17 protein-coding genes are annotated in these 24,806 nt (G+C 61.5%); 6 read left to right on the top strand and 11 right to left on the bottom strand.

Annotated elements, in window-relative coordinates; all coding sequences use genetic code 11:
- Nucleotides 1-84: 84 nt before the first annotated feature.
- Together R8871_RS28375 and R8871_RS28370 are read left to right on the top strand one after the other, a co-directional pair.
- Nucleotides 85-1,800 (top strand): ShlB/FhaC/HecB family hemolysin secretion/activation protein, encoded by a 1,716-nt coding sequence (locus tag R8871_RS28375; RefSeq protein WP_175053440.1) that lies wholly within the window; start codon nucleotides 85-87, stop codon nucleotides 1,798-1,800.
- 251 nt (nucleotides 1,801-2,051) lie between these two features.
- Nucleotides 2,052-2,537 carry a DUF2147 domain-containing protein gene (locus tag R8871_RS28370; protein ID WP_175053439.1) on the top strand — a complete coding sequence of 162 codons (486 nt, stop codon included), beginning with the start codon at nucleotides 2,052-2,054 and terminating at the stop codon, nucleotides 2,535-2,537.
- A gap of 154 nt (nucleotides 2,538-2,691) precedes the next feature.
- Here R8871_RS28370 and R8871_RS28365 read toward each other — a convergent pair whose 3' ends face one another.
- The 6 genes from R8871_RS28365 to typA form a co-directional block, all read right to left on the bottom strand.
- Complete coding sequence (locus tag R8871_RS28365; protein WP_175053438.1) at nucleotides 2,692-3,141, bottom strand: transposase; 450 nt, start codon at nucleotides 3,139-3,141, stop codon at nucleotides 2,692-2,694.
- Between the two features lie 162 nt (nucleotides 3,142-3,303).
- Complete coding sequence (gene zapE, locus R8871_RS28360) at nucleotides 3,304-4,401, bottom strand: cell division protein ZapE (protein ID WP_175053437.1); 1,098 nt, start codon at nucleotides 4,399-4,401, stop codon at nucleotides 3,304-3,306.
- 90 nt (nucleotides 4,402-4,491) lie between these two features.
- Nucleotides 4,492-5,922, bottom strand: coding sequence for a dihydrolipoyl dehydrogenase (gene lpdA, locus R8871_RS28355; protein ID WP_175053436.1), 1,431 nt, complete (start codon nucleotides 5,920-5,922; stop codon nucleotides 4,492-4,494).
- Between the two features lie 139 nt (nucleotides 5,923-6,061).
- Complete coding sequence (gene odhB, locus R8871_RS28350) at nucleotides 6,062-7,339, bottom strand: 2-oxoglutarate dehydrogenase complex dihydrolipoyllysine-residue succinyltransferase (protein ID WP_175053435.1); 1,278 nt, start codon at nucleotides 7,337-7,339, stop codon at nucleotides 6,062-6,064.
- 152 nt (nucleotides 7,340-7,491) lie between these two features.
- Nucleotides 7,492-10,353: a 2-oxoglutarate dehydrogenase E1 component gene (locus R8871_RS28345; RefSeq protein ID WP_175053434.1), complete on the bottom strand. Its 2,862-nt coding sequence runs from the start codon at nucleotides 10,351-10,353 to the stop codon at nucleotides 7,492-7,494.
- A 433-nt stretch (nucleotides 10,354-10,786) separates the two neighbouring features.
- Complete coding sequence (gene typA, locus R8871_RS28340) at nucleotides 10,787-12,613, bottom strand: translational GTPase TypA (RefSeq protein ID WP_175053433.1); 1,827 nt, start codon at nucleotides 12,611-12,613, stop codon at nucleotides 10,787-10,789.
- A 318-nt stretch (nucleotides 12,614-12,931) separates the two neighbouring features.
- Between typA and R8871_RS28335 the strand changes: the two genes are divergently transcribed.
- The 4 genes from R8871_RS28335 (at nucleotide 12,932) to R8871_RS28320 (ending at nucleotide 17,950) form a co-directional block, all read left to right on the top strand.
- A complete protein-coding gene (locus R8871_RS28335; RefSeq protein WP_175053432.1) occupies nucleotides 12,932-13,447 on the top strand; it encodes a MarR family winged helix-turn-helix transcriptional regulator in 516 nt (171 codons plus the stop codon).
- 49 nt (nucleotides 13,448-13,496) lie between these two features.
- The gene (locus R8871_RS28330; protein ID WP_175053431.1) at nucleotides 13,497-15,005 is read left to right on the top strand and encodes an efflux transporter outer membrane subunit; all 1,509 of its coding nucleotides are present in this window, start codon (nucleotides 13,497-13,499) and stop codon (nucleotides 15,003-15,005) included.
- A gap of 76 nt (nucleotides 15,006-15,081) precedes the next feature.
- Nucleotides 15,082-16,356 (top strand): EmrA/EmrK family multidrug efflux transporter periplasmic adaptor subunit, encoded by a 1,275-nt coding sequence (locus tag R8871_RS28325; protein WP_175053430.1) that lies wholly within the window; start codon nucleotides 15,082-15,084, stop codon nucleotides 16,354-16,356.
- Nucleotides 16,357-16,387: 31 nt separating this feature from the next.
- The gene (locus R8871_RS28320; protein ID WP_175053429.1) at nucleotides 16,388-17,950 is read left to right on the top strand and encodes a DHA2 family efflux MFS transporter permease subunit; all 1,563 of its coding nucleotides are present in this window, start codon (nucleotides 16,388-16,390) and stop codon (nucleotides 17,948-17,950) included.
- Between the two features lie 118 nt (nucleotides 17,951-18,068).
- Here the strand turns inward: R8871_RS28320 and truB are convergent, their stop codons facing one another.
- The 5 genes from truB to rimP all read right to left on the bottom strand — a co-directional run bounded on the left by truB (nucleotide 18,069) and on the right by rimP (nucleotide 24,663).
- Nucleotides 18,069-19,004: a tRNA pseudouridine(55) synthase TruB gene (truB, locus tag R8871_RS28315; protein ID WP_175053428.1), complete on the bottom strand. Its 936-nt coding sequence runs from the start codon at nucleotides 19,002-19,004 to the stop codon at nucleotides 18,069-18,071.
- 103 nt (nucleotides 19,005-19,107) lie between these two features.
- The gene (gene rbfA, locus R8871_RS28310) at nucleotides 19,108-19,473 is read right to left on the bottom strand and encodes a 30S ribosome-binding factor RbfA (RefSeq protein WP_054034654.1); all 366 of its coding nucleotides are present in this window, start codon (nucleotides 19,471-19,473) and stop codon (nucleotides 19,108-19,110) included.
- Nucleotides 19,474-19,677: 204 nt separating this feature from the next.
- Entirely contained in the window at nucleotides 19,678-22,638 is a 2,961-nt protein-coding gene (gene infB, locus R8871_RS28305; protein WP_175053427.1) for a translation initiation factor IF-2, read from the bottom strand.
- A 94-nt stretch (nucleotides 22,639-22,732) separates the two neighbouring features.
- Nucleotides 22,733-24,208, bottom strand: a complete 1,476-nt coding sequence (gene nusA, locus R8871_RS28300; protein WP_054034655.1) for a transcription termination factor NusA — start codon at nucleotides 24,206-24,208, stop codon at nucleotides 22,733-22,735.
- On the bottom strand, nucleotides 24,205-24,663 hold the full coding sequence (rimP, locus tag R8871_RS28295; protein WP_074286020.1) for a ribosome maturation factor RimP: 459 nt from the start codon (nucleotides 24,661-24,663) through the stop codon (nucleotides 24,205-24,207). The genes nusA and rimP overlap by 4 nt, the downstream gene beginning before the upstream one ends.
- Nucleotides 24,664-24,806 lie beyond the last annotated feature (143 nt).

The following is a 24,806-nucleotide window of genomic DNA, read 5'->3' as shown; positions in this document are numbered from 1 at the left end:
GCGTCGAGCCACACATAAGCGATCGCGACCAGCCCGGCCAGGCGGCGCGTCCGCAAGACAAGAACGGCATACGAGGAAAATCCGATGAAACTCGGGTACGGTAGTAGTAGCAAATGGACCCTCCTGCTCGCGGCGATCGCGGCAAGCGGGATGCAAGTAGCAGCACACGCGCAGTCACGCCCAGCCGGCCCGACCGTCGGCGGCAATCCTCTCGATTCGCTGCCGCAGATCAAGGCGCCCGACAAAGGCCCGAACGTGACCATGCAGGTCACACCGCAAGCTCCCCAGCTTCAGGAACTGCTCGCCCGCCATCTGACGCCGTCGAAGATTCAAGTTGAGGGCGTGAAGTCCATTCCGTTCGACGAAGTCGCGCAGCGCTTCACGCCGCTCGTCGGCAAAGACACCACCATCGGCGATCTGATTCAGGTCGCCAATGGCGTTACGAAGCTGTATCAGGACCGCGGCTATGCACTCTCGTTCGCGTTCATTCCCGCGCAAACGTTCGACGACGGCGTAGTGCGCGTGACGGTGGTCGAAGGCTACGTGTCCGCCGTCAAGGTGACGGGCAAGCCGGGCGCGGTCGAAGACAAGATTCGCGCGATTGCCGATCACATCGTTGCCGACCGGCCGTTGCGGCGCGCCACCTTCGAGCGTTACATCAACGTGCTCGGTTTGTTACCCGGCATCAAAGTCGCGGCCAACGTGGCGCCTCCGCAAAATACCGACGGCGCCACCACGCTCGAGTTGAACGTGGACCGCAAACCGTTCGACGTCAGCACCGGCATCGACTTCAATCACCCGGGCGTACAAGGCCTGCTGACGGCCACCGAAAACGGCCTGACCGCGCTCGGAGAGCAGTTGAGCGTGTCTGCGTTGCTGCCGAAGGGCCGCGACAACGTCACGTATCTTGCTGCACACGCCGCGGTGCCGATCGGCAGCAATGGGCTGATTGGGAAGATCGACGCGTCGCACTATCGCGGCAACCCCACCGACAATCCCGGCCTGCCCTCCTATATCGAGCGCACGGTCATCAACGACAAGGTCGGCGGCTCGCTGGCGTATCCGATCCTGTTGAGCAACAAGCAGAGCGTGATCGGCACGGCCTCGGTGTATGCGTCGCACGATGAAGATCGCTATAACAATCACGACACCGGCGCGCAGATCGGTTTTCGCTCACAGGTGCGGGTGCTGCAACTGCAGGCCGACTACACCAACGTGGAGACCGGCCAGGTGCGCCGCGCGAGTATCAATGTGGCGAAGGCTTTCGATATCCTTGGTGCGTCGAAATCCGGAGACTCGAACGTTCCCGGCACGACGGTCACGAATCCGGCGTCGATCAACTTCGTGCGGACCGGTGCAAGCTTTTCGCAAACCAACGAGTGGCCGCTGAAGATCGGCACCTCGGTTTCGTTGACCGGTCAGTACAGCGCCGTCTCGCTGCCGACGTCGGAGCAGATCTCGTTCGGCGCGCAACGCTTTGCTCAGGGTTATGAACCGGGCGAAGCGTCCGGCGATTCGGGCTGGGGCGCGATATTCGAAGTCAACCGGCCGTTCACGCCGGGTTTCACCTATCTGCGCACCTTCACACCGTATGTCTCGTTCGACATGGCGCGCGTGTATCTGCATGCGGGCACGCCCTCGCCGTCGAAGCTTTCGTCGATTGCGTTCGGCTTCCGGATCTCGGACGCGAAGTACTACAGCCTGGATTTGTCGGTAGCCAAACCGATCGGCGATGCGCCGGTGGAAAGCGCGTCGCGCAGCCCACGCATCAACGCGACGTTCTCGTATCAGCTGAACTGAGGTTCGAAAGTGCCGCGTCCTGATTAGAGGTTCCACTATCAAACGACACGCGCACTTTCACGTATTCTGCGCTGACGGTATGCGACCCGCGACACCCGGGCCGCGAGCCGTACACCGCACACACCGATGTGCCGAAGTTGAATCTGAGAGGCAATACCAGGCATCACGGCAGCCCGCAACTAAAGACCGCCCGAGACGCCAATAACGCCGCGCGACCATGATCGCGCCGTCTTTAATCAAGGAGGAAGACAATGATGCAATTCACTCAACGCGCGCGCGCAATCGCGCTTCGCACAGCCAAACATGCCGCCCTCGCGGGCGTGCTGCTCGTTAGCGCCGTCACGGCGATGGCGCAGGCCGATTCCCCGATCGGTATGTGGCAAACCATCGACGATCACACCGGCCAGCCCAAGGCACTCGTGCAAATTGCACAGGACAGCAGCGGCTCGCTGAGCGGCAAGGTGGTTAAGGGACTCAGCGCGAACGATCAACCGGATCGCCGCTGCACTGAATGCACGGACGCGCGCAAGGACCAATTGATCCTCGGCATGACGATCATCAACGATATGAAAAAGGACGGCGACGGTTGGGATCACGGGCAGATTCTCGACCCGGAAAACGGCAAGGTCTACAAGTGCAAAATGCACCTGGAAGACGGTGGGAACAAGCTGGTGGTGCGTGGCTATATTGGCGTTTCGCTGCTGGGCCGCTCGCAGACCTGGATTCGCCAGCAGTAAAGATATGAAGCGCGTCGTTCAGGCGCCGATGCCTGACGCGCGAAGGTAGTGTTCCATCAGGGCCGTATCTGCTGCCAGAATGGAACCACAAGAAACGGCCGACGATCGCCATCGTGCGGCCGTTTTTTTGTTTGAGTCTGGCTGGTTGAGGTTCTCATGCAGCGTGCTTGAACGGCGACGCGTACGCGAATGGCGAAGACGGTAACGGCTTGGCCGCTGCCGGGCTGTACACCGGTGGCACTGCCGCGGGCACTTTCTCTGCCTCAACGCCCTTCTGTTCCGCGCTCACATGCGTGCGCATGCGCGCTTCCATCAAGTTGCAAAGTTCCTCGCTCGCTGCACCGAACAACTGGTCCATGACGCGCTTGAGTACGCCGGACTCATACCACGCCTTGAAGCGGCGATGGCAAGTTTGATACGACGGATATTTGCGCGGCATGGCGGACCACGTCGCGCCGCTATACATCACCCACAGCACGCCGTTGAGCACGGAGCGCGTGTTGGCGAGTGGCCGGCCGCGCAGTTCGGAACGCGGACGCAGTTCGGGGAGCAACGGTGCAACACGTTGCCATTCTTCATCATTGATATCACGGTACGGATTCATGGCTTCTCCTTTGTCAGAACCATGACAAAGAAGATATCCAGTCGTCCGCGGACGGAACATAAGACCAATCCGAATCTTAAAAATACGACTTCGGACTCCGCCTCTTCGACAAGCGGACCGTGATCTATCGCAAAAGCATCCGCGCCCGCGTCACGCGGCGGCTTAAGTCAGCGATGTGTCGACGAGCCGACGCGGTGTGTCGAGATATTCTTTCGATTGCATTTCGACGATGCGCGAGACCGTGCGTGCGAATTCGTTGGCCATCGGACCGTCGACATACAGCTGATCGGGCGGCACCGCAGCCGACATCAGCAGCTTGACCTTGTGGTCGTAGAACACGTCGATCAGCCAGGTAAAGCGGCGCGCCTCCGAAGCCATGCGCACCGACATCTGCGGCACGCCCGACAGGATCACAGCGTGAAAGCGGCTCGCCAGCTCCAGATAATCGTTCTGCGAACGCGGACCGCCGCAGAGCGTCGCAAAATCGAACCACACGACGCCGTCAGCACGCCGCAGCGCCTTCAGCTCGCGCTTTTCAATGCGCAGGATCGGGCTCTCATCAGGAACCGCGGCCAGTCGTGAAAACGCGTCGCGCAACGCTTTGTCCGACGCCGCGCCGAGCGGCGTGTGATACACCTCGACCTGAGCCAGCGTGCGCTTACGGTAGTCGATCCCCGCGTCGACATTGATCACGTCGAGCTTCGACTTGATCAGTTCGATGGCCGGCAGCATGCGGTCGCGATGCAGACCGTCCGGATAGAGCGTGTCCGGATCGTAGTTGGACGTCATTACGAATTGCACGCCGTTCTCGAACAGCTTGTCGAGCAGACGGTAGAGGATCATCGCGTCGGCGATATCCGAGACGTGGAATTCGTCGAAACAGATCAACCGGTAGCGCTTGGCGATGCGGCGCGCGAGTTCGTCGAGCGGATCGGCGGTGCCTTTCAGGTCTTCCAGTTCGCGATGGACCTCGCGCATGAACTCGTGGAAATGCAGCCGCGTTTTGCGGTGCAGCGGCACGATCATGTAGAAGCTGTCCATCAGGAAACTCTTGCCGCGCCCTACCCCGCCCCACATATACACGCCGCGCGGCAGATCAGGATGGATGAGCAGTTTCTTGAACGCATTCGAGCGGCGCGATTTGTACTCGGTCCACTCTTCATAGCACCGCTGCAGACGGTCTACCGCCGCGCGTTGCGCCGGGTCCGATTGATAACCCCGCGTCTGCAGTTCTTTTTCGTAGTATTCGGTGACGTTCATTGTGTTGCTGCAAAAAGAAAGGCGGGAGGGAGTGAACCCGCCCGCCTTCGTGGTGATGCCAGAGTTGCGTTCAGTCAGGCGTGCGCGTGATTACATGTTCAGCGCGCGCTTGTCCACGGCCAGAGCCGCTTCGCGCATAACTTCCGACAGCGACGGGTGCGGATGGCAAATGCGGCCGATGTCTTCCGACGCCGCCTTGAATTCCATCGCCACCACAGCTTCCGCGATCAGATCCGATGCGTTTGCCGAGATGATGTGCACGCCGAGCAGTTCGTCGGTCTTCGCGTCGGCGATCATCTTGACGAAACCCTCCGCCTTGTTGATGCCCAGCGCGCGGCCGTTCGCCATGAACGGGAACTGGCCCGTCTTGACTTCGCGGCCTTCGGCCTTCAGCTGCTGCTCGGTCTTGCCGACCCACGCGATTTCCGGTTCGGTGTAGATCACCCACGGAATGCAGTTGTAGTCGATATGCGGCTTCTGACCGTCGATGATTTCGGCAACCAGCACGCCTTCGTCTTCAGCCTTGTGCGCGAGCATCGGGCCACGCACCACGTCGCCGATCGCGTAAACGTTCGGCACAGCCGTTGCGCAGTGGTCGTCGACGTCGATGAAACCACGCTCGTTCGCCTTCAGGCCGATGGCTTCGAGACCGAGGTTGTCGGTATTCGGCACGCGGCCGATCGACACGATCAGGCGGTCGGCTTCAAGCGTTTGCGCGTTGCCGTCCTTGTCCGTGTAATTGATCGTGACGCTCTTGTCCGTGGTCTTGATTTCGCCGACCTTCACGCCGACGTGGATGTCCAGACCTTGCTTCTTGAATTGCTTGGCAGCTTCCTTAGCGAGGGCCTGGTCAGCCGCGCCGAGGAATTCCGGCAGCGCTTCGAGCACAGTCACGTCCGCGCCCAGACGGCGCCACACCGAACCGAGTTCCAGACCGATCACGCCTGCGCCGATCACGGCGAGCTTCTTCGGCACGGAGTCGAACGTCAGTGCGCCTTCGTTGTCGGCAACGATCTTGTTATCGACCGGAACGTTCGGCAGGTGACGCGCCTTCGAACCCGTTGCAATGATGACGTTCTTCGCCGTCACGACTTCGGTTTCGCCTTCGCCGCTCACTTCGATCTGCACGCCGGCGTCCGTCTTGCCGGTGAACTTGCCATGGCCCTTGAGCCACGTGATCTTGTTCTTGCGGAACAGGAATTCGATGCCCTTGGTCATCTTCTCGACGATGCCTTCCTTGCGGGCCAGCATCTTCGAAATGTCGACCGACACGTTTTCCACGGAGATGCCGTGGTCAGCGAGGTGATGCGACGCGTTTTCAAATTCTTCCGACGACGCGAGCAGCGCCTTCGACGGAATACAACCCACGTTCAGGCACGTGCCGCCGAGCTTCAGCGCGCCGGCCGGGTTCTTCCACTTTTCGATACATGCGACGGTCTTGCCGAGTTGCGCTGCGCGGATAGCGGCGATATAACCGCCGGGGCCGGCGCCAATCACGACGACGTCAAATTCTTTGGACATGACAATCCTTTTGATGACGGATCGACGCGCGGCCACGCTTCGTGGCGCGCGTCGATCCAGTACTGCGGAATGCTAGAGACGTGCTGCTTATATGGTGTCGGCTTGCGCGATGGCAAGCCGACACCGGCCATACCGTCGATTACAGGTCGAGCAGCAGGCGCGCCGGGTCTTCCAGCGCATCCTTCATCGCGACCAGCGACAGCACCGCTTCGCGGCCGTCGATGATCCGGTGGTCGTACGACAGCGCCAGATAGTTCATCGGGCGGATCACGATCTGGCCGTTCTCGACCACAGCGCGTTCCTTCGTGGCGTGCACGCCCAGAATGGCGGATTGCGGCGGGTTGATAATCGGGGTCGACAGCATCGAACCGAACACACCACCGTTCGAGATCGAGAACGTACCGCCCGTCATTTCTTCGATCGACAGCTTGCCGTCCTTGGCCTTCTGGCCGAATTCAGCAATCTTCTTCTCGATTTCAGCGAGGCTCAGCTGATCTGCGTTGCGCAGGATCGGCACCACCAGGCCACGCGGCGAACCGACTGCGATACCGATGTCGAAGTAGCCGTGATAGACGATGTCGTTACCGTCGATCGACGCGTTCACGAGCGGGAATTTCTTCAGCGCGTGAACAGCCGCCTTCACGAAGAACGACATGAAGCCCAGCTTCACGCCATGTTCCTTTTCGAACTTGTCTTTGTACTTGTTGCGCAGGTCCATCACCGGCGCCATGTTCACTTCGTTGAACGTGGTGAGGATGGCGTTGGTTTGCTGCGACTCGAGCAGACGCTCGGCGATACGCGCACGCAGACGCGACATCGGCACGCGTTGTTCCGGGCGGTCCTTCAGCCATTGGTCGGCCGAGGCCGGCGCCTTGACGTCCGGCAGCGACGGCTTCGCAGCCTTCGGTGCGGCAGCAGCCGGTGCCGGTGCAGCCTTGGCAGCCGGTGCGCCTGCCGTCAGCACGTCACCCTTGGTGATGCGGCCGTCGCGGCCCGTGCCGGCGACGTCGCCCGCGCCCAGACCCTTCTCGGCCATCAGCTTGCCGGCAGCCGGCGAAGCAGCGGTGTTCGCACCCGTTGCGGATGCAGCCGGAGCGGCCGGTGCAGCAGCCGGTGCCAACGTGGCGGCGGGAGCCGGCTTCACTTCGGCTTCGACAGCAGCGGCGCCTGCCGTGCCTTCGGTGTCGATCTTGGCGATCACCTGATCCGCTACGACGATGTCGCCGTCGTTCGAGATCACTTGTGCAAGCACACCGGCGGAGGGCGCCGGCACTTCGAGCACGACCTTGTCGGTCTCGATTTCGATGAGAATTTCGTCTTGAGCAACAGCCTCGCCGGGCTTCTTCTTCCACTGCAGCATCGTGGCTTCCGAGACCGACTCGGAAAGCTGGGGAACCTTGACTTCAACAATAGCCATTATGAATATCCTGAATACGTATCGGGTGACGGCGCGCGATCTATGTACTCGACGACCGCCTGCGAACCATACTTGCCGGGAACGAACCACCATGTGGTGACTGAACGCGGCACGGGAAAGCGCAACGCGCTTTCCCGGTTCGTCTGTTTTCCTTATTTAGCGATCGACGCGCTCTTGAGGCGGCCGAAAGCGCCTTCGATCAGCGCCTTCTGCTGCTCGTAGTGCTTCGCGTAATAGCCGACTGCCGGCGAGGCCGAAGCCGGACGTCCGCTGTATGCCAGCTTCTGCCCTTCCTTCATGCCTTCCTTCAGGTGATGCTCGATGTAGAACCACGGGCCTTGATTCTGCGGCTCGTCCTGCACCCACACCACTTCGGTCGCGTTGTCGTACTTCTTCATTTCCGCTTCGAACTGCTTATGCGCGAACGGATAGAGCTGTTCGATACGGATGATTGCGACGTCGTTCGACTTCGATTCACGGCGATGTGCCAGCAGGTCGTAGTACACGCGGCCCGAGCAGGCCACCACGCGCTTGACCTTCTTCGGCTCGATCGCTTCGTCGATTTCACCGAGGATCGGCTGGAACGCGCCCTTCGCCAGTTCGGACAGATCCGACACGGCTTCCTTGTGACGCAGCAGCGACTTCGGCGTAGCGACGATCAGCGGCTTGCGGAACAGGCGGATCATCTGACGGCGCAACAGGTGGAAAATCTGCGCCGGCGTGGTCGGCTGAACGACCTGCATGTTGTGGTCTGCGCACAATTGCAGGAAACGCTCGATACGTGCCGACGAGTGCTCCGGACCCTGACCTTCATAGCCATGCGGCAGCAGCATCGTGAGACCCGAGACACGGCCCCACTTCACTTCGCCCGACGAGATGAACTGGTCGATCACGACTTGCGCGCCGTTCACGAAGTCGCCGAACTGCGCTTCCCATGCGACGAACGTATTCGGTTCAGCGGTCGAGTAACCGTATTCGAAGCCCAGCACCGCTTCTTCCGACAGCACCGAGTCGATCACCGTGAACTTCGCCTGACCTTCGGCGATGTTCTGCAGCGGCACGTACGTGCCGTCGTTCCAGCGTTCGCGGTTCTGATCGTGCAGCACTGCATGACGGTGCGTGAACGTGCCGCGGCCCGAGTCCTGACCGGTCAGGCGCACTGCGTAGCCCGATGCGACCAGCGACGCGAATGCCAGGTGTTCGCCCATGCCCCAGTCGAGCTTCGCTTCACCACGGCCCATCGCGCGACGGTCGTTGATGACGCGCTCGACCAGCGGGTGAACCTTGAAGTTTTCCGGGATCGTGGTGACGCGCTCAGCAAGGCGCTTCAACTCAGCCAGCGGCACTGCCGTGTCGGCTGCGTCGGTCCACTTGCGGTTCAGGAACGGAACCCAATCCACCGCGTACTTGCTCTTGTAGTTCGAGAGCACCGGGTCGACGGTGTGATGACCTTCGTCCATCGCCTTGCGGTAAGCCTTGACGAATTCGTCACCTTCTGCCGCGGTGATCACGCCTTGTTGCACCAGCTTTTCAGCGTACAGCGCGCGCGTGCCCGGGTGCTTCGCAATCGTCTTGTACATCAGCGGCTGCGTGACAGCCGGCGTGTCCTGCTCGTTGTGACCCAGCTTGCGGAAGCAGACGATGTCGACAACCACGTCCTTGTGGAACTGCATCCGGAAGTCGATAGCCAGCTGCGTAGCCAGCACGACCGCTTCAGGATCGTCACCGTTCACGTGCAGCACCGGCGCCTCGATCATCTTGACGACGTCCGAGCAGTACAACGTGGAGCGCGAATCGCGCGGGTCCGACGTCGTGAAGCCGATCTGGTTGTTGATGACGATGTGCAGCGTGCCGTGCGTGCCGTAACCGCGCGTTTGCGCGAGGTTCAGCGTTTCCATCACGACGCCCTGACCTGCGAAGGCCGCGTCGCCGTGGATCTGCACCGGCAGCACTTGCAGGCCGCTGTCGTCGCCGCGGCGATCCATACGCGCCTTCGCCGAACCTTCGACCACCGGGTTGACGATTTCGAGGTGCGACGGGTTGAACGCGAGCGACAGGTGAACCGGGCCGCCTTCGGTCGAAACGTCCGACGAGAAACCCTTGTGGTACTTCACGTCGCCAGCCGGCAGGTCGTCGTGGTGCTTGCCTTCGAATTCGGCAAACAGGTCAGCCGGCATCTTGCCCAGCGTATTGACCAGCACGTTCAGACGGCCACGGTGGGCCATGCCGATGACGATTTCCTGAACGCCGTTGGCGCCGCCGTGACGCACGACTTCGTCCATCGAGGCGATGAAGCTTTCGCCGCCTTCGAGCGAGAAGCGTTTCTGGCCAACGTACTTGGTGTGCAGGAAGCGCTCGAGGCCTTCAGCGGCCGTCAGGCGATTCAGGATGTGCTTTTTCTTTTCGTTCGAGAAGTTCGGCGTCGAACGGATCGACTCGAGCTTCTCTTTCCACCAGCGCTTCTGTTCCGGATCGCTGATGTACATGTACTCGGCGCCGATCGTGCCGCAGTACGTGTCACGCAGGGCCTTGACGATCTCGCGCAGCGAAGCACGCTCGAACCCGAAATACAGATTCGTGGCGCTGAACTCCTGGTCCATGTCGGCTTCGGTGAAGTCGTAGAACGCGGGTTCGAGTTCGGGGATTGCGGGACGTTCGCGGCGCTTCAGGGGATCGAGATTGGCCCATTGCGAGCCGAGGAAGCGATATGCGCCGATGAGGGACTGCACATAGACTTGCTTGCGGGAGGTAGCGAGGTCTTCGCCGCCGGCCGCCGTGCGCGGGATAAAGGCATTAGCCTTGGCCCGTTGCGCAAACGATTCGACGATCGGGCCATGGGCCACGTCGTTGGCATTGCTGCCATCCGATGCAGGGACGTTCTGCAACGCGTCGAAATAGCTGCGCCAGTTCTCGGGCACTGACGCCGGATTATCGAGATACGCTTCGTACATTTCTTCTACGTACGGAGCATTGCCGCCGAACAGATAAGAGTTCGACTGGAATTGCTTCATCATTTTTACGCTCACCTTTCTTCGAGTTTCTCGAGAAATAGCGGGTTACAGAACCTTCCGCGACACGGCCTGACCGTTTAGCGGATTGCGCGAATCAAGTCTTGCTTGGAAGGACCTAAAACTTTGCACCCGGGGAGCATATCACAGAACGGATAGTGCAGATAGCAGACGGATTGCCGCTCGAGCCCGTCACGGCGGGCTTTCAGCCGCATTACCCAGCTCTAGCAACAGTCTTCTGCGAGAAATGGGGACAAACGGGAACAAACAGAACGCCAACTGCGAACAACTGCATCCAACAGCGGCGGGCGATCCTACGGACCGGCCGGACGCAAACTACCGCCTACCACTCCGCGAATGCCACCAGGCCAGAAACGGCAAAAGCCACCCGAAGGTGGCTTTTTGCCTGACAGCATGCCCAGTTAAGGCCGATGCTGATTTAGTCCACTGCGCCCTTACGGCTCGCGCTGCGGCGCTCATGTTCCTTCAGGTAACGCTTGCGCAGACGAATGGATTTCGGCGTCACTTCGACCAGCTCGTCGTCGTCGATGAATTCAACCGCGTATTCCAGCGACATCTGGATCGGCGGAACGAGGCGCACCGCTTCGTCCGTACCCGACGAACGCACGTTAGTCAGTTGCTTGCCCTTGATCGGGTTCACGACCAGGTCGTTGTCACGGCTGTGAATGCCGATGATCATGCCTTCGTACAGCGGCTCGCCCGGCGACACGAACATACGGCCGCGATCCTGCAGCTTCCACAGTGCGTACGCCACTGCCGCGCCGTCGTCCTGCGAAATCAGCACGCCGTTGCGACGCTCGCCGACACCACCCTCCCGGACCGGCTGGTACGAGTCGAACGTGTGGCTCATCAGACCCGTGCCGCGCGTCAGCGTCAGGAATTCACCCTGGAAACCGATCAGACCACGCGCCGAGATACGATACTCGAGACGCGTACGGCCACGGCCGTCCGACGCCATGTCGAGCATTTCGCCCTTGCGGCGGCCCAGCTCTTCCATCACGCCACCCTGGTGGCCGTCTTCCATGTCGACCGTCAGGTTTTCGTACGGCTCGTGCTTCACGCCGTCGACTTCCGTCATCACCACGCGCGGACGCGACACGGCCAGCTCGTAGCCTTCACGGCGCATGTTTTCAACCAGAATGGTCAAGTGCAGCTCGCCGCGGCCCGCCACTTCGAACGTGGTTTCGTCGCCCGTTTCTTTCACGCGCAGCGCCACGTTGTGGTTCAGTTCCTTCATCAGGCGGTCGCGAATCTGACGGCTCGTGACGAACTTACCTTCGCGGCCGGCCAGCGGCGACGAATTGACGAGGAAGTTCATCGTCAGGGTCGGTTCGTCGACGGTGATCATCGGCAGCGCTTCCGGTTGTTCCGGTGCGCAGATGGTCACGCCGATACCGATTTCTTCGATACCGTTGATCAGCACGATGTCGCCGGCTTCAGCCGAATCGACCTGCACGCGCTCAAGACCCTTGAACGACAGGACCTGATTGATCTTGCGGTTCAGGATCGCGCCGTCGGGACCCGAACGCACGGCGACGGCCATGCCCGGCTTGATCGTGCCGCGCGTAATGCGGCCAACGCCGATACGGCCGACGTACGACGAATAATCCAGCGATGTGATCTGCAGTTGCAGCGGCGCCGACGGATCAGCCGGGCGAACCGGCACGTGTTGCAGCACGGCTTCGAACAGCGGACGCATGTCGCCTTCGCGCACGTCCGGCGTCAGGCCGGCGTAGCCATTCAGACCCGACGCGTAGACGATCGGGAAATCGAGTTGCTCGTCAGTTGCACCCAGCTTGTCGAACAGGTCGAAGGTCTGGTTGATCACCCAGTCGATCCGCGCGCCCGGGCGGTCGACCTTGTTGATCACGACGATCGGCTTGAGGCCAAGCGCCAGCGCCTTCTTGGTCACGAAGCGCGTTTGCGGCATCGGGCCTTCGACCGCGTCGACCAGCAGCAGCACCGAGTCGACCATCGACAGCACGCGCTCCACTTCACCGCCGAAGTCGGCGTGGCCCGGCGTGTCGACGATGTTGATGTGCGTGCCTTCATACTCGACCGCGCAGTTCTTCGAAAGAATCGTGATGCCACGTTCTTTTTCGATGTCGTTCGAGTCCATCACGCGCTCGACAACCTGCTGGTTGTCGCGGAACGTGGCCGTCTGGCGGAGGAGCTGGTCGACGAGCGTGGTCTTGCCGTGGTCGACGTGGGCGATGATGGCGATGTTGCGTAGGGCGCGAGTCATAGGAACCTGGAGACAGTTGAGTGCGCCAGCAGCAGCATTGTGTACGAAGCCAACAAAGCCCAAAGCGCACTTTTGGGAACCCAACATTATAGCACGCCCAAATGAAGCTTTCTGGTATTCCCTGATGGGTCCGCCGTCTTTCATGCAGCGGCGCGTAGGAAACAGACCCGCACTGTTCCGGCGAAATCCTACGCAAATCCACGCGCATTCTGCCTTGAGCCGGAAAAGTTCCTTGCCTAAGCTGTAATAACGCTTGCCGCGTCAATCATCCGCTATCTATAATCCTGCATAGTCAACCATTGCATTCGCACGAGAATCATGACGGATCCGTCCTCAACACCCAGTCCAGAGATCAGCGCGTATCAGCTGGGCGAAAGCGTCGGCTATCTGCTCTCGCGGGTGAAATCGACCATGTCGAACCTGGTCACCCAGCGCAGCATGGCCGAGTTGGGCATCACCAGCCAGCAAGGCAGCATCCTGTTCATGGTGGCAAGCGGCAAGTGCCTGCTGGCGGCCGAACTGGCGCGCGAATACGGTATCGACGCAAGCGCCGTCACACGTCTGGTCGACCGCCTGGAAAAACGCGGCCTGCTGACCAGAGTGCGCAGCAACGAAGACCGGCGGGTCGTGCGGCTCGCGCTGACCCCGGAAGGCCACGCAATCGCGGCCAAAATGCCGGCCATTTTCAACGGCGTACTGGACAACCTGCTGGGCGGCTTTACCCCCGAAGAAGTGGGTTTTCTGAAAAGCATGCTGCGCCGCGTACTGATCAATTCCGGCGAACAAACGGGACTAACCCGTGATGCAGCAAGCAATTTTGACAGCAAATCGTAATAAATTGCTTGCAGTGTCCATCATTACATTCCACTCAAAGAGTCGAGCGATGAAATCCCTTTCCCTGTCCGCGCCCGCACTTTCGAGCCGGGCTGCTGTCGCCGCCGCGGTGACGGCGCTCGCCCTCACGGGGTGCGCGAACTACTTCGGCATGAAAAGCGACAAGCAGATCTCGTCGCCGGCCCAGTACGAGTCCACCCAGAGCCTGCCCGGTCAGGGCGGCCAGTGGCCGTCGCTCGACTGGGCCAACCAGTTCGGCGACCCCCAACTGCCGAAGCTGATCGCGGAAGCGCTGGAAGGCAGCCCCTCGATCGCGCAGGCGCAGGCTCGCCTCGCCAAGGCTTCGTCCTACATTGAAAGCTCGCGCTCGGCGCTGTACCCGAAGGTCAACGGCAGCTACTCGTGGACCCGCGAACTGTTCTCGGCGAACGCGCTCTACCCGCCTCCGTACGGCGGCACGTGGTATAGCGAGAACAACGTGCTGGCGAGTGCGTCGTGGGATCTGGACCTGTGGGGCAAGAACCGCCAGCGTCTGGGCCAGGCCGTGTCGCAGGAAAAAGCCGCTGAAGCCGACATGCAGCAGGCGCGCGTAACGCTTGCCTCCTCCGTGGCGAGCACCTATAACCAGCTCGCCCAGCTGTATGCATTCCGCGACATCGCCGCGCGCGAAATCGCCAACCGCCAGGACATCAGCCGCATCACCAACGGCCGCGTCACCGCAGGGCTCGACACCAACGTCGAACGGGAAACCGCGAACGGCAACATCGCGACCAGCCAGGCGAACCTGACCGATCTCGACGGCCAGATCACCGTGGCGCGCTATCAGCTGGGTGCACTGCTCGGCAAAGGTCCGGATCGTGGCCTGCAGATCGCCAAGCCGGCCCTGACCACCGGCGACACGGTAGCGCTGCCGAACAATCTGCCGGCCGACCTCGTGGCGCGCCGCGCGGATATCGTCGCTGCACGCTGGCAGGTCGAAGCCGCGATGCACGATGTGAAGGAAGCGAAGGCCGAATTCTTCCCTGACGTCAACCTCGCCGCCGGTTTCGGTTTCGATGCGTTCGGCTGGGGCCGTTTCCTCAAGTCGGGCAGCCGTCAGATGCAATTCGGGCCGGCGATTCACCTGCCGATCTTCGACGCCGGCGCGCTGCGCTCACAGTTGAAGGGTCGCTACGCGGACTTCGATCTCGATGTGGCGGACTACAACCAGACGCTGATCAATGCGCTCTCGGATGTCGCGACGCAAGTGTCGTCGATCCGTTCGATCGACCAGCAATCGGGCGACGCACAGCGCGCGCTCGACGCGTCGACCAAGGCCTATCAGCTCGCGGTGATCCGCTACAAGGCCGGTTTGTCGCCGCAATTGCAGGTGCTGACTGCCGACCAGAACCGCCTTGCCGCCGAACAGACGCTAACGGGCTTGAAGATGCGCCGCCGCGATTTGCAGATCGGCCTCATCAAGGCGCTCGGCGGCGGTTTCGACGCAACGCAAACGGGCCTCGTGGTGCCGACCGATGCTCCAGCATCGGCGACCGCTGCGACCGCCGCTGCAAACTGAAGCCACATCGACGCGACCCACACTCGCATAAACATCCGAATAAACGACGACGCTTGAGAGAACCCGGAGCACATCAATGAGCACCACCCAACAGCCCGCGGCTACTACACAGCCGACTCAGCAGCCGGCCCCGCAGCCCACGCAACCGGCCCAACCGCCGGCGAACAACGGCAAACGCAAGCGCATGATGACGCTGCTCGTCATCGTGATCCTGATTGCCGCGGTCGCCTACGGCCTGTACTACTTCCTCGACGCACGCTTCCATGAAGACACCGACGACGCGTACGTGAACGGCAATGTCGTGCAGATCACGCCGCAGGTCACCGGCACGGTTGTCGCCGTGAACGCGGACGACACGCAGACCGTGAAGGTCGGCGACCCGCTCGTCGTGCTCGATCCGGCCGACGCGCGCGTCGCGCTTGAACAAGCCGAAGCGAATCTCGCGCAGACGGTGCGTCAGGTGCGCGGCCTGTTCGCCGACGACAACCAGTACCAGGCGCAAGTTGCCCAGCGCCAGTCCGATCTGTCGCGCGCGCAGGACGACCTGAAGCGCCGCCTGACGGTCGCGCAAACCGGCGCTGTGTCGGCGGAAGAAATCTCGCACGCCCGCGATGCCGTGAAAAGCGCGCAAGCCTCAGTCGACGCCGCCCAGCAACAACTGGCGTCGAACCGCGCGCTGACGGCAAACACTACGATCGCCAACCACCCGAACGTGCAGGCTGCCGCTGCAAAGGTGCGCGACGCGTATCTGGCCAACGCGCGTAACAACCTGCCGGCGCCGGTCACAGGCTACGTCGCGAAGCGCTCGGTGCAGGTCGGCCAGCGCGTCTCGCCGGGCACCCCGTTGATGGCCATCGTGCCGTTGGGCGGCGTGTGGGTCGATGCGAACTTCAAGGAAGTGCAACTGAAGCACATGCGTATCGGCCAGCCGGTCGAGTTGACGGCCGACGTGTACGGTTCGTCGGTGGTGTACCACGGCAAGGTGGTCGGCTTCTCGGCGGGTACGGGTTCGGCGTTCTCGCTGCTGCCGGCGCAGAACGCAACCGGCAACTGGATCAAGGTGGTTCAGCGTCTGCCGGTGCGGATCGCGCTCGATCCGCAGGAACTTGAAAAGCATCCGCTGCGTATCGGCCTGTCGATGCAAGCCGACGTGAGCATCAAGGACGACCAGGGCGGCCAGCTCGGCCAGGCGCCGAACACGGTTTATCAGACCAATGTGTTCGACAAATACGGCGATGAGGCGGACGCGGAAATCGCCCGCATCATTTCGGAGAATGCAGGTCCGAACGGCGGCTCGCAGAAGTCGGCTCAAGCCGGTGGCGCTGCCAAGCCCGCCGCGAAGCTGATGTAAGCGGCGCGACGATTCATAGAAGGCTTTTTTAATGGCTCAGGCTCAGGCGCAAGTCCCTCATCCGCCGCTCGAGGGCGCGCAACTGGTGATCGGCACCATCGCGGTGTCGCTCGCCGTGTTCATGAACGTGCTCGACACGTCGATTGCGAACGTGTCGATCCCGTCCATTTCGGGCGACCTCGGTGTGTCGTCCGACCAGGGCACATGGGTGATCACGTCGTTCGCGGTGGCGAACGCGATCTCCGTGCCGCTGACCGGCTGGCTCACCGAACGCGTCGGGCAGGTGCGCCTGTTCATGGCGTCGATCATTCTGTTCGTGATCTCGTCGTGGATGTGCGGCCTCGCGCCCACCCTGCCGTTCCTGCTTGCCTCGCGCGTGCTGCAAGGCGCCGTGGCCGGCCCGATGATTCCGCTGTCACAAACGCTGCTGCTCGCGAGCTACCCCCGCGCCAAGGCGCCAATGGCCTTGTCGATGTGGGCGATGACCACGCTGATCGCGCCGGTGGCCGGGCCGATTCTCGGCGGCTGGATCTCGGATAACATCTCGTGGCCGTGGATTTTCTACGTCAACATTCCGGTCGGCGCGATCGCCGCGGTGGCGACGTGGACGATCTTCCGTAACCGCGATTCGGTCATCAAAAAGGCGCCGATCGACGGCGTCGGCCTCGGCCTGCTGATCCTCTGGGTCGGCTCGTTGCAGGTGATGCTCGATAAGGGCAAGGACCTCGACTGGTTCTCGTCGACCACCATCGTCGTGCTGGCGCTGGTCGCGGTGATTTCGCTGGCGTTCTTCATCGTGTGGGAATTGACGGCCGAGCATCCGGTGGTCGATCTGTCGCTCTTCAGCCGGCGCAATTTCACGAGCGGCACGATTGCGTTGTCGATCGGCTACGGGCTCTACTTCGGCAACCTCGTGCTGTTGCCGTTGTGGCTGCAAACCGATATCGGCTACACCGCCACCGAAGCGGGCCTTGTGATGGCGCCGGTCGGCCTGTTCGCCGTGCTGCTCTCGCCGATCACCGGCAAGGTGTTGCCGCGTACCGATCCGCGCTATATCGCGACCTTGTCGTTCCTCGTGTTTGCGCTGTGTTTCTGGATGCGCTCGCGTTATACGACCGGCGTCGATACGTATTCGCTGCTCATGCCCACGTTGATTCAAGGGATCGGCATGGCAGGGTTCTTCATCCCGCTGGTGTCGATCACGTTGTCGGGTTTGCCGGGCAACCGGATTCCCGCTGCATCGGGCTTGTCGAATTTCGTGCGGATCATGTGCGGCGGTATTGGCACGTCGATTTTCCAGACCGCGTGGGATCACCGCACCATCATGCATCATGCGCAACTGGCCGAACAGGCAAGTATGTACAACCCGGTGTTCGATCAGTCGATCCGGCAGATGGGTGCGGCCGGCTACAGTCAGCCGCAGGCGTATGGTCTGTTTAATACGATGGCGACGCAGCAGGCCGCGCAGTTGGGCGTGAACGATCTGTTCTTTGTATCGGCGGGGATCTTTGTCGCGCTGATCGCGCTGATCTGGATGGCCAAGCCGGAGCGTGCCGGCGGTGATGCGGGTGCGGCGGCTGCGGCGGCGCATTGAGGTTCTGGTTTTATTAGTCCGCGACGCGCGCTGCATGTATGCAAAAAGGCGGGACCGCTGGTGAGCGGTCCCGCCTTTTTTGTTGCTGCTGCGGACGACGCGGCGCTGAACTTCCGCGTTAGCTCGCTGCGGTAACCACGAGCCGTTCCGGCGCCAGCACACCCTCGCCTTGCTTCGCTACGCCGAGCAGACGCCCGTCCGCTGCATACACGCGTACGCGGGGCGCATTCACCGCATCGGCGGCGATGGTCAACTCGGAGAGCTTCAGCCGCTGCCCATGCAGGAAGCGACGAGTCGCGTCTTCGTCCAGTGTGACAAGCGGGAACGTGGACAGCAATGCATCAACCGGTTGCAGCCACGTATCGCGCTCGCTCTCCGTCGCATCGGACAACGCGTCGAGCGTCACCGAATTCTCCAGTGTCAGCGCGCCGACACCGGTACGCCGCAGCGCAACCAGATGCGCACCACAGCCGAGCGCTTCGCCGATATCCTCGGCGAGCGTGCGCACATACGTGCCTTTGCTGCACGTCACGCGAAACGTCACGTCGGGCAACGCACAGGCAAGCATCTTGAGCGCGTGAATCGTCACTTGACGCCCTTCCCGCTCCACCGTCTGCCCGGCGCGCGCGTATTCGTATAGCGGCTTACCATCGCGCTTGAGCGCCGAATACATCGGCGGGATCTGGACGATGTCGCCGATAAATTTCTCCATGGCCGCCTCTACCGCGGCCGGATCGCATGCCACGTCGCGCGTGTCGATGGCTTCGCCTTCGGCGTCGCCGGTGGTCGTGCGGATACCGAGGCGCATGGTCGCCTCATAGGTCTTGTCAGCTTCGAGCAGGTCTTGCGAAAACTTGGTCGCCTCGCCAAAACACAGCGGCAACAGACCTGTGGCGAGTGGATCGAGCGTGCCGGTGTGGCCCGCCTTTTTTGCCAGATAGAGACGCTTCGCGCGAATCAGCGCGTCGTTGCTCGACAGGCCGAGCGGCTTGTCGAGCAGCAGTACGCCGTCGAGCGCGCGACGCGGCACGCGGGGGCGTTGAGGTGCGGTCATGTCAGAAAGACAAGGTCTTCGAAGTGGTCGGAAACAGCGCTAAATGAGCTACAACTGGCGCAGTGCGGCCCGGAACGCGGATAACAACGTTCAACCCGCGCGCTCAGTCTTCTTTCGCGCGATTGGCGTTCGCCTCGTCGATCAGACGGGACATTTCAACGGCTCGTTCGATCGTCTGGTCGTAATGGAAATGCAGCGTCGGCACGGTATGAATGTGCAGGCGCTTGAACAGCTGATTGTGCAGATGGCCGGCCGCGTGGTTGAGCGCTTCGAGCGTCTGTTGCGGATCGCCGGTTAGCGTCGTGAAGTAGACCTTCGCGTGCGCGTAGTCGGGCGTCAGCTCGACGCTTTGAATCGTGACGAGGCCGATGCGCGGATCCTTGACCTCGCGCAGCAGCTCGGACAGGTCGCGCTGGATCTGATCGGCGATCTGCACGTTGCGATTGGGGGAAGAACGTTTTTTAGGCATGGTGTTTGTGTGCTCCGTTCTGACGGATGCAAATAAAGTTGTTCGCGCGAACCGAGGTGGTGATTGCCCGGACGGCAATGAGCGGCCTGATAGCGACTGCAAGCCACCGCGGGGCGCGATACGCGACAAAATGCGCGGGCCCAAAGACAACGGGCGGAGCGGGCGCTTAAGCCCGCTCCGCCCGTTGAGCCAATGCCGCGTGAATTACAGCGTACGCGCGACTTCGGTAACTTCGAAGACTTCGAACTGATCGCCTTCGACGATATCGTTGAAGTTCTTGATCGACATACCGCACTCGAAGCCCTGACGGACTTCCTTGACGTCGTCCTTGAAGCGCTTGAGCGAATCGAGCTCGCCCGTGAAGATGACGACGTTGTTGCGCAGCACGCGCACCGACGACGAGCGCTTGACGAAACCGTCCGTGACCATACAGCCGGCCACCGCACCGATCTTCGGTACCTTGAAGACCTGACGCACTTCGACGGTACCCGTCACGACTTCGCGCTTCTCCGGTGCCAGCATGCCCGACATCGCAGCCTTCACTTCATCCACTGCGTCATAGATGATGTTGTAGTAGCGAATATCGACGCCGTTGGTTTCCGCCAGCTTGCGCGCCTGTGCATCCGCACGGGTGTTGAAGCCGATGATGACCGCCTTCGAAGCCGTAGCCAGGTTGACGTCCGACTCGCTGATGCCGCCCACTGCGCCGTGCACGATCTGCACACGAACTTCGTCGGTCGACAGCTTGAGCAGCGACTGCACCAGAGCTTCCTGCGAACCTTGCACGTCGGCCTTGACGATAAGCGGCATGTACGCCACTTCGCCTTCGCCCATCTGTTCCAGCATGTTCTCGAGCTTCGCGGCCTGTTGCTTGGCCAGCTTGACGTCGCGGAACTTGCCTTGACGGAACAACGCGACTTCACGCGCCTTGCGGTCGTCCGGCATGACGATGACTTCTTCGCCAGCTTGCGGGACTTCCGACAGACCTTGAATCTCGACCGGGATCGACGGGCCTGCCGACTTGGTCGGCTTACCGGTTTCGTCGAGCATGGCTCGCACACGACCGTAAGCGCTACCTGCCAGCACCACGTCGCCGCGGTTCAGCGTACCCGACTGGACCAGGATCGTTGCAACCGGACCCTTACCCTTATCGAGCTTCGCTTCAATAACGAGACCCTTGGCGGGCGCTTCGACCGGTGCCTTCAGTTCCAGCACTTCGGCTTGCAGCAGCACGTTTTCGAGCAGGTCGTCGATGCCCGCGCCGGTCTTAGCCGACACCGACACGAACGGCGAATCGCCACCGTACTCTTCCGGCACGACGCCTTCCGCGACGAGTTCCTGCTTGACGCGCTCCGGATTCGCATCCGGCTTGTCGATCTTGTTGATCGCGACGACGAGCGGCACGCCGCCTGCCTTCGCGTGGGCAATCGCTTCCTTCGTTTGCGGCATCACGCCGTCGTCGGCTGCGACCACCAGAATCACGATGTCGGTTGCCTTCGCACCACGAGCACGCATGGCCGTAAATGCTTCGTGGCCCGGCGTATCGAGGAACGTGATGACGCCGCGCGGCGTTTCGACGTGATACGCGCCGATATGCTGCGTAATCCCGCCCGCTTCACCCGCTGCAACCTTGGCGCGGCGGATGTAGTCGAGCAGCGAGGTCTTGCCGTGGTCGACGTGACCCATGACCGTGACGACCGGCGGACGCGGCAGTGCTTCTGCGTCCGTGATTTCGCCTTCGACCAGCATGGCTTCCGGATCGTCCAGCTTGGCCGCAACCGCGTGGTGGCCCAGTTCCTCGACGATGATCATCGCCGTTTCCTGGTCCAGCATCTGGTTGATCGTGACCATCTGGCCGAGCTTCATCATCGACTTGATGACTTCCGATGCCTTCACCGCCATCTTGTGCGCCAGATCGGCGACCGTGATGGTTTCCGGCACGTGTACTTCACGCACGATCGGTTCGGTCGGCGCCTGGAACGTGGTGTTCTGATCCTGATGCTTGCCGCGACCCTTCGGGCCGCCGCGCCAGCCGCGATCGACACCGCCGCTCGAATCGCCACGCGTCTTGATACCGCGGCGCTTCGCTGCGTCGTCCTGCCAGCCGCCCTTGCCACCGCCCGGCTTCTTCTTGTCGCCAGCCGACGGCGTGGTCGTTGCAGCCGGAGCCGCAGCGGCCGGCTTCTTGGCTGCCGGACGTGCCGGTGCTTCACCCGCCGGACGCGCCGGCTTGTGCAGCGTGCCCTTGGCTTCCACGGGCTTGGCCGGCTCAGCGGGCTTCGGTGCCGGTTCCGGCGCCTTGACCTGCGCCTTGCGCGGCGTGTTCATCATTTCGCGAATCGCACGTGCTTCGGCTTCTGCCGCCGCACGGCGCTTGCTGACTTCTTCCTGCTCGGCGCGCGTTTTCTCAGCGGCCTGACGCGCTGCGTCTTCCGCTTTCTTCGCTGCTTCGCGTTGTGCCGCGCGTTCTGCCGCAGCGCGCTCGTCGTCCTGCTCGCTTTCCTTGGCAGCCGCCGGTTCCGCAGCCTTGGCCGCAACCGGTTCAGCCTTCGCCGCCTTGGCGGCCTGCGCCGGCTGTGCAGCCTGAGCCTGTTCGCGAGCCGCCGCTTCGGCCGCAGCCGCAGCGCGCTTCTTCGCTGCTTCTTCTTCCGCACGACGGCGCTCGGCTTCAGCAGCCTGTTCGCGCGCCTGACGTTCGGCTTCTTCGCGTTCGAGCTGTTCCTGACGCGCCTTCAACTCCTGAGCCTGCTTTTCGAGCAGCTCGGCTTCGTGACGAGCCTCCTCTTCACGACGCTGGAGTTCCAGATCGTCTACATCAGCTTCGGCCACATGATTCGATGCATCCCCGCCTTCAGCGGCGGATTCGTCGCGGCGGACGAAAGTGCGCTTCTTACGCACCTCGACCTGAATGGTGCGAGCTTTGCCCGTCGCGTCGGATTGCTTGATCTCCGACGTATGCCGTTTCGTCAGCGTGATCTTGCGCTTGTCCGCATCAGTCGAGCCGTGAGACTTGCGCAAGTGGTCGAGCAGACGCGCCTTGTCCGTTTCGGACAAGCTGTCGTCTTCGCTCGCTTTCGTGACGCCTGCTGCCTGAAGCTGCTCAAGGAGCACGCCTGCAGGCATTTTCAGTTCCGCGGCAAATTGGGCTACGTTGTTACTCGCCATTCATTCCTCTTAATGCAAGGACCGATTCCTTGCGGTTAGCATCTTGTCATGCGGCCTAACGGCCGCGTTCAATTTAGTGCGCCATGGTCATTTCTCACTGGAACCAATGTTCACGTGCTTTCATGATCAACGCCTTAGCGGCATCCTCTTCCATTCCGGTCATCTCGACCAGTTCATCCACAGCCAGTTCGGCGAGTTCGTCGCGCGTCTGGATCTGGTGTTCAGCAAGCTTGGCGAGCAGGTCGGCATCCATGCCGTCCAGGCTCTTCAGGTCGAGTGCAACATTCTCGACCTTTTCTTCATTCGCGATCGCCAACGTCAACAACGCATCGCGCGAGCGATTACGCAGTTCGTGAACGGTGTCTTCGTCGAATGCTTCGATTTCGAGCATCTCGTTGAGCGGCACATAAGCGATCTCTTCGAGGCTCGTAAAGCCTTCGTCGATCAGGATGTCGGCAACTTCTTCGTCGACATCGAGACGCGCCATGAACAGGTCACGCAGTACACCGCGTTCCTGATTCTGCTTTTGCGCAGATTCGTCCGGCGTCATGATGTTGATCTGCCAGCCGGTGAGTTCGCTGGCAAGACGCACGTTCTGGCCGCTGCGGCCGATCGCGACCGCCAGTTCGTTTTCGTCTACGACGACGTCCATCGAATGCTTTTCTTCATCGACGACGATCGACTGGACGGCTGCCGGCGCGAGCGCGCCGATCACAAACTGTGCGGGATCTTCCGACCATAGCACGATGTCGACGTTTTCGCCACCAAGCTCGTTACGCACGGCCTGGACACGCGAACCGCGGATACCGACGCAGGTGCCGATCGGGTCGATGCGCTTGTCATAAGCGATCACGCCGATCTTGGCGCGCACGCCCGGATCGCGGGCCGCCGCCTTGATTTCCAGCAGACCCTGTTCGATTTCAGGCACTTCCATTTCGAACAGCTTCATCAAGAATTCGGGCGCCGTACGCGACAGTTCGATCTGCGGACCGCGAGCGGTGCGATCGACCTTGGCGATATAGGCACGCACGCGGTCACCCACGCGCAGATTTTCCTTCGGAATCAGCTGGTCGCGACGCAGCAGCGCTTCGACACGGCCGGTTTCGACGATGAAGTTGCCCTTATCCAGACGCTTCACCGAGCCGGTCATGATGTGCTCGCCGCGCTCGAGGAAGTCGTTCAGGATCTGCTCGCGTTCCGCGTCGCGCACCTTTTGCAGGATCACCTGCTTGGCAGCCTGCGCGCCGATACGGCCGAATTCGATCGACGGCACCGGTTCTTCGATGTATTCGTCGAGCTGGATTTCCGGCTTCTGTTCACGTGCTTCGAACAGCAGGATTTCCTGATCCGGCTCTTGCAGGCCAGCTTCGTCCGGCACCACTTTCCAGCGGCGAAACGTTTCGTGCTCGCCGCTTTCACGGTCGATCTGGACGCGAATATCCGCATCTTCTTCGAAGAGTTTCTTGGAGGCCGAAGCGAGGGCCGCCTCGAGCGCGGCAAATACCACGTCTTTATCGACGTTCTTCTCGCGTGCCAGCGCATCCACCAGCATCAACACTTCGCGACTCATTGTTTGCGGCTCCTAAAGTCAACTTTCGGAACGAGGCGTGCCTTATCGATATCCGCGACGGTGAAATCGAGCATCGCGGCGCCTTCCTTCCCTTCAAATTCCAGACCGATCGTCTCGCCTTGCGGAGCATGCAGGATGCCCCGGTACGATTTCCGTCCGTCCAATGGCTTTTTCAATGTGATTACCACTTCGCTGCCTGCGAAGCGTTCAAAATCCGCCAGTTTTTTCAGCGGGCGGTCGAGACCCGGCGACGACACTTCAAGCCGCTCGTAATCGATATTTTCGACCGTCAGAACGTGCTGGAGCTGACGCGTGACTTTCTCGCAGTCTTCGATCGCGATGCCGGCCGGCTGGTCAATGTAAATACACAAACTGCCGCGCCCGGTGCGCTCGAGATCGACGAGCTCGTAGCCGAGTCCCACGACCGTGGTTTCAATCAGTTCCGTCAGTTGCACAGTGCCCTCTAAGATGTTCGCGCGGCGAGACCTGCCGGGTTTGTCTGCAAACACCAATGCGGGCCGCGCGCCAAGCCGGCGCACGTTCGTGCTACCCGAGATGCCGAACCACTTAGAACTGCGCGGCAAAAAAAAATGGGCTA

It is taken from the genome of Paraburkholderia sediminicola (assembly GCF_902859805.1).
In the GTDB taxonomy this organism is placed as follows: Bacteria; Pseudomonadota; Gammaproteobacteria; order Burkholderiales; family Burkholderiaceae; genus Paraburkholderia; species Paraburkholderia sediminicola.
Note: the sequence above shows the minus strand (reverse complement) of the source record. Positions and strands in the feature narration are given on the sequence as shown.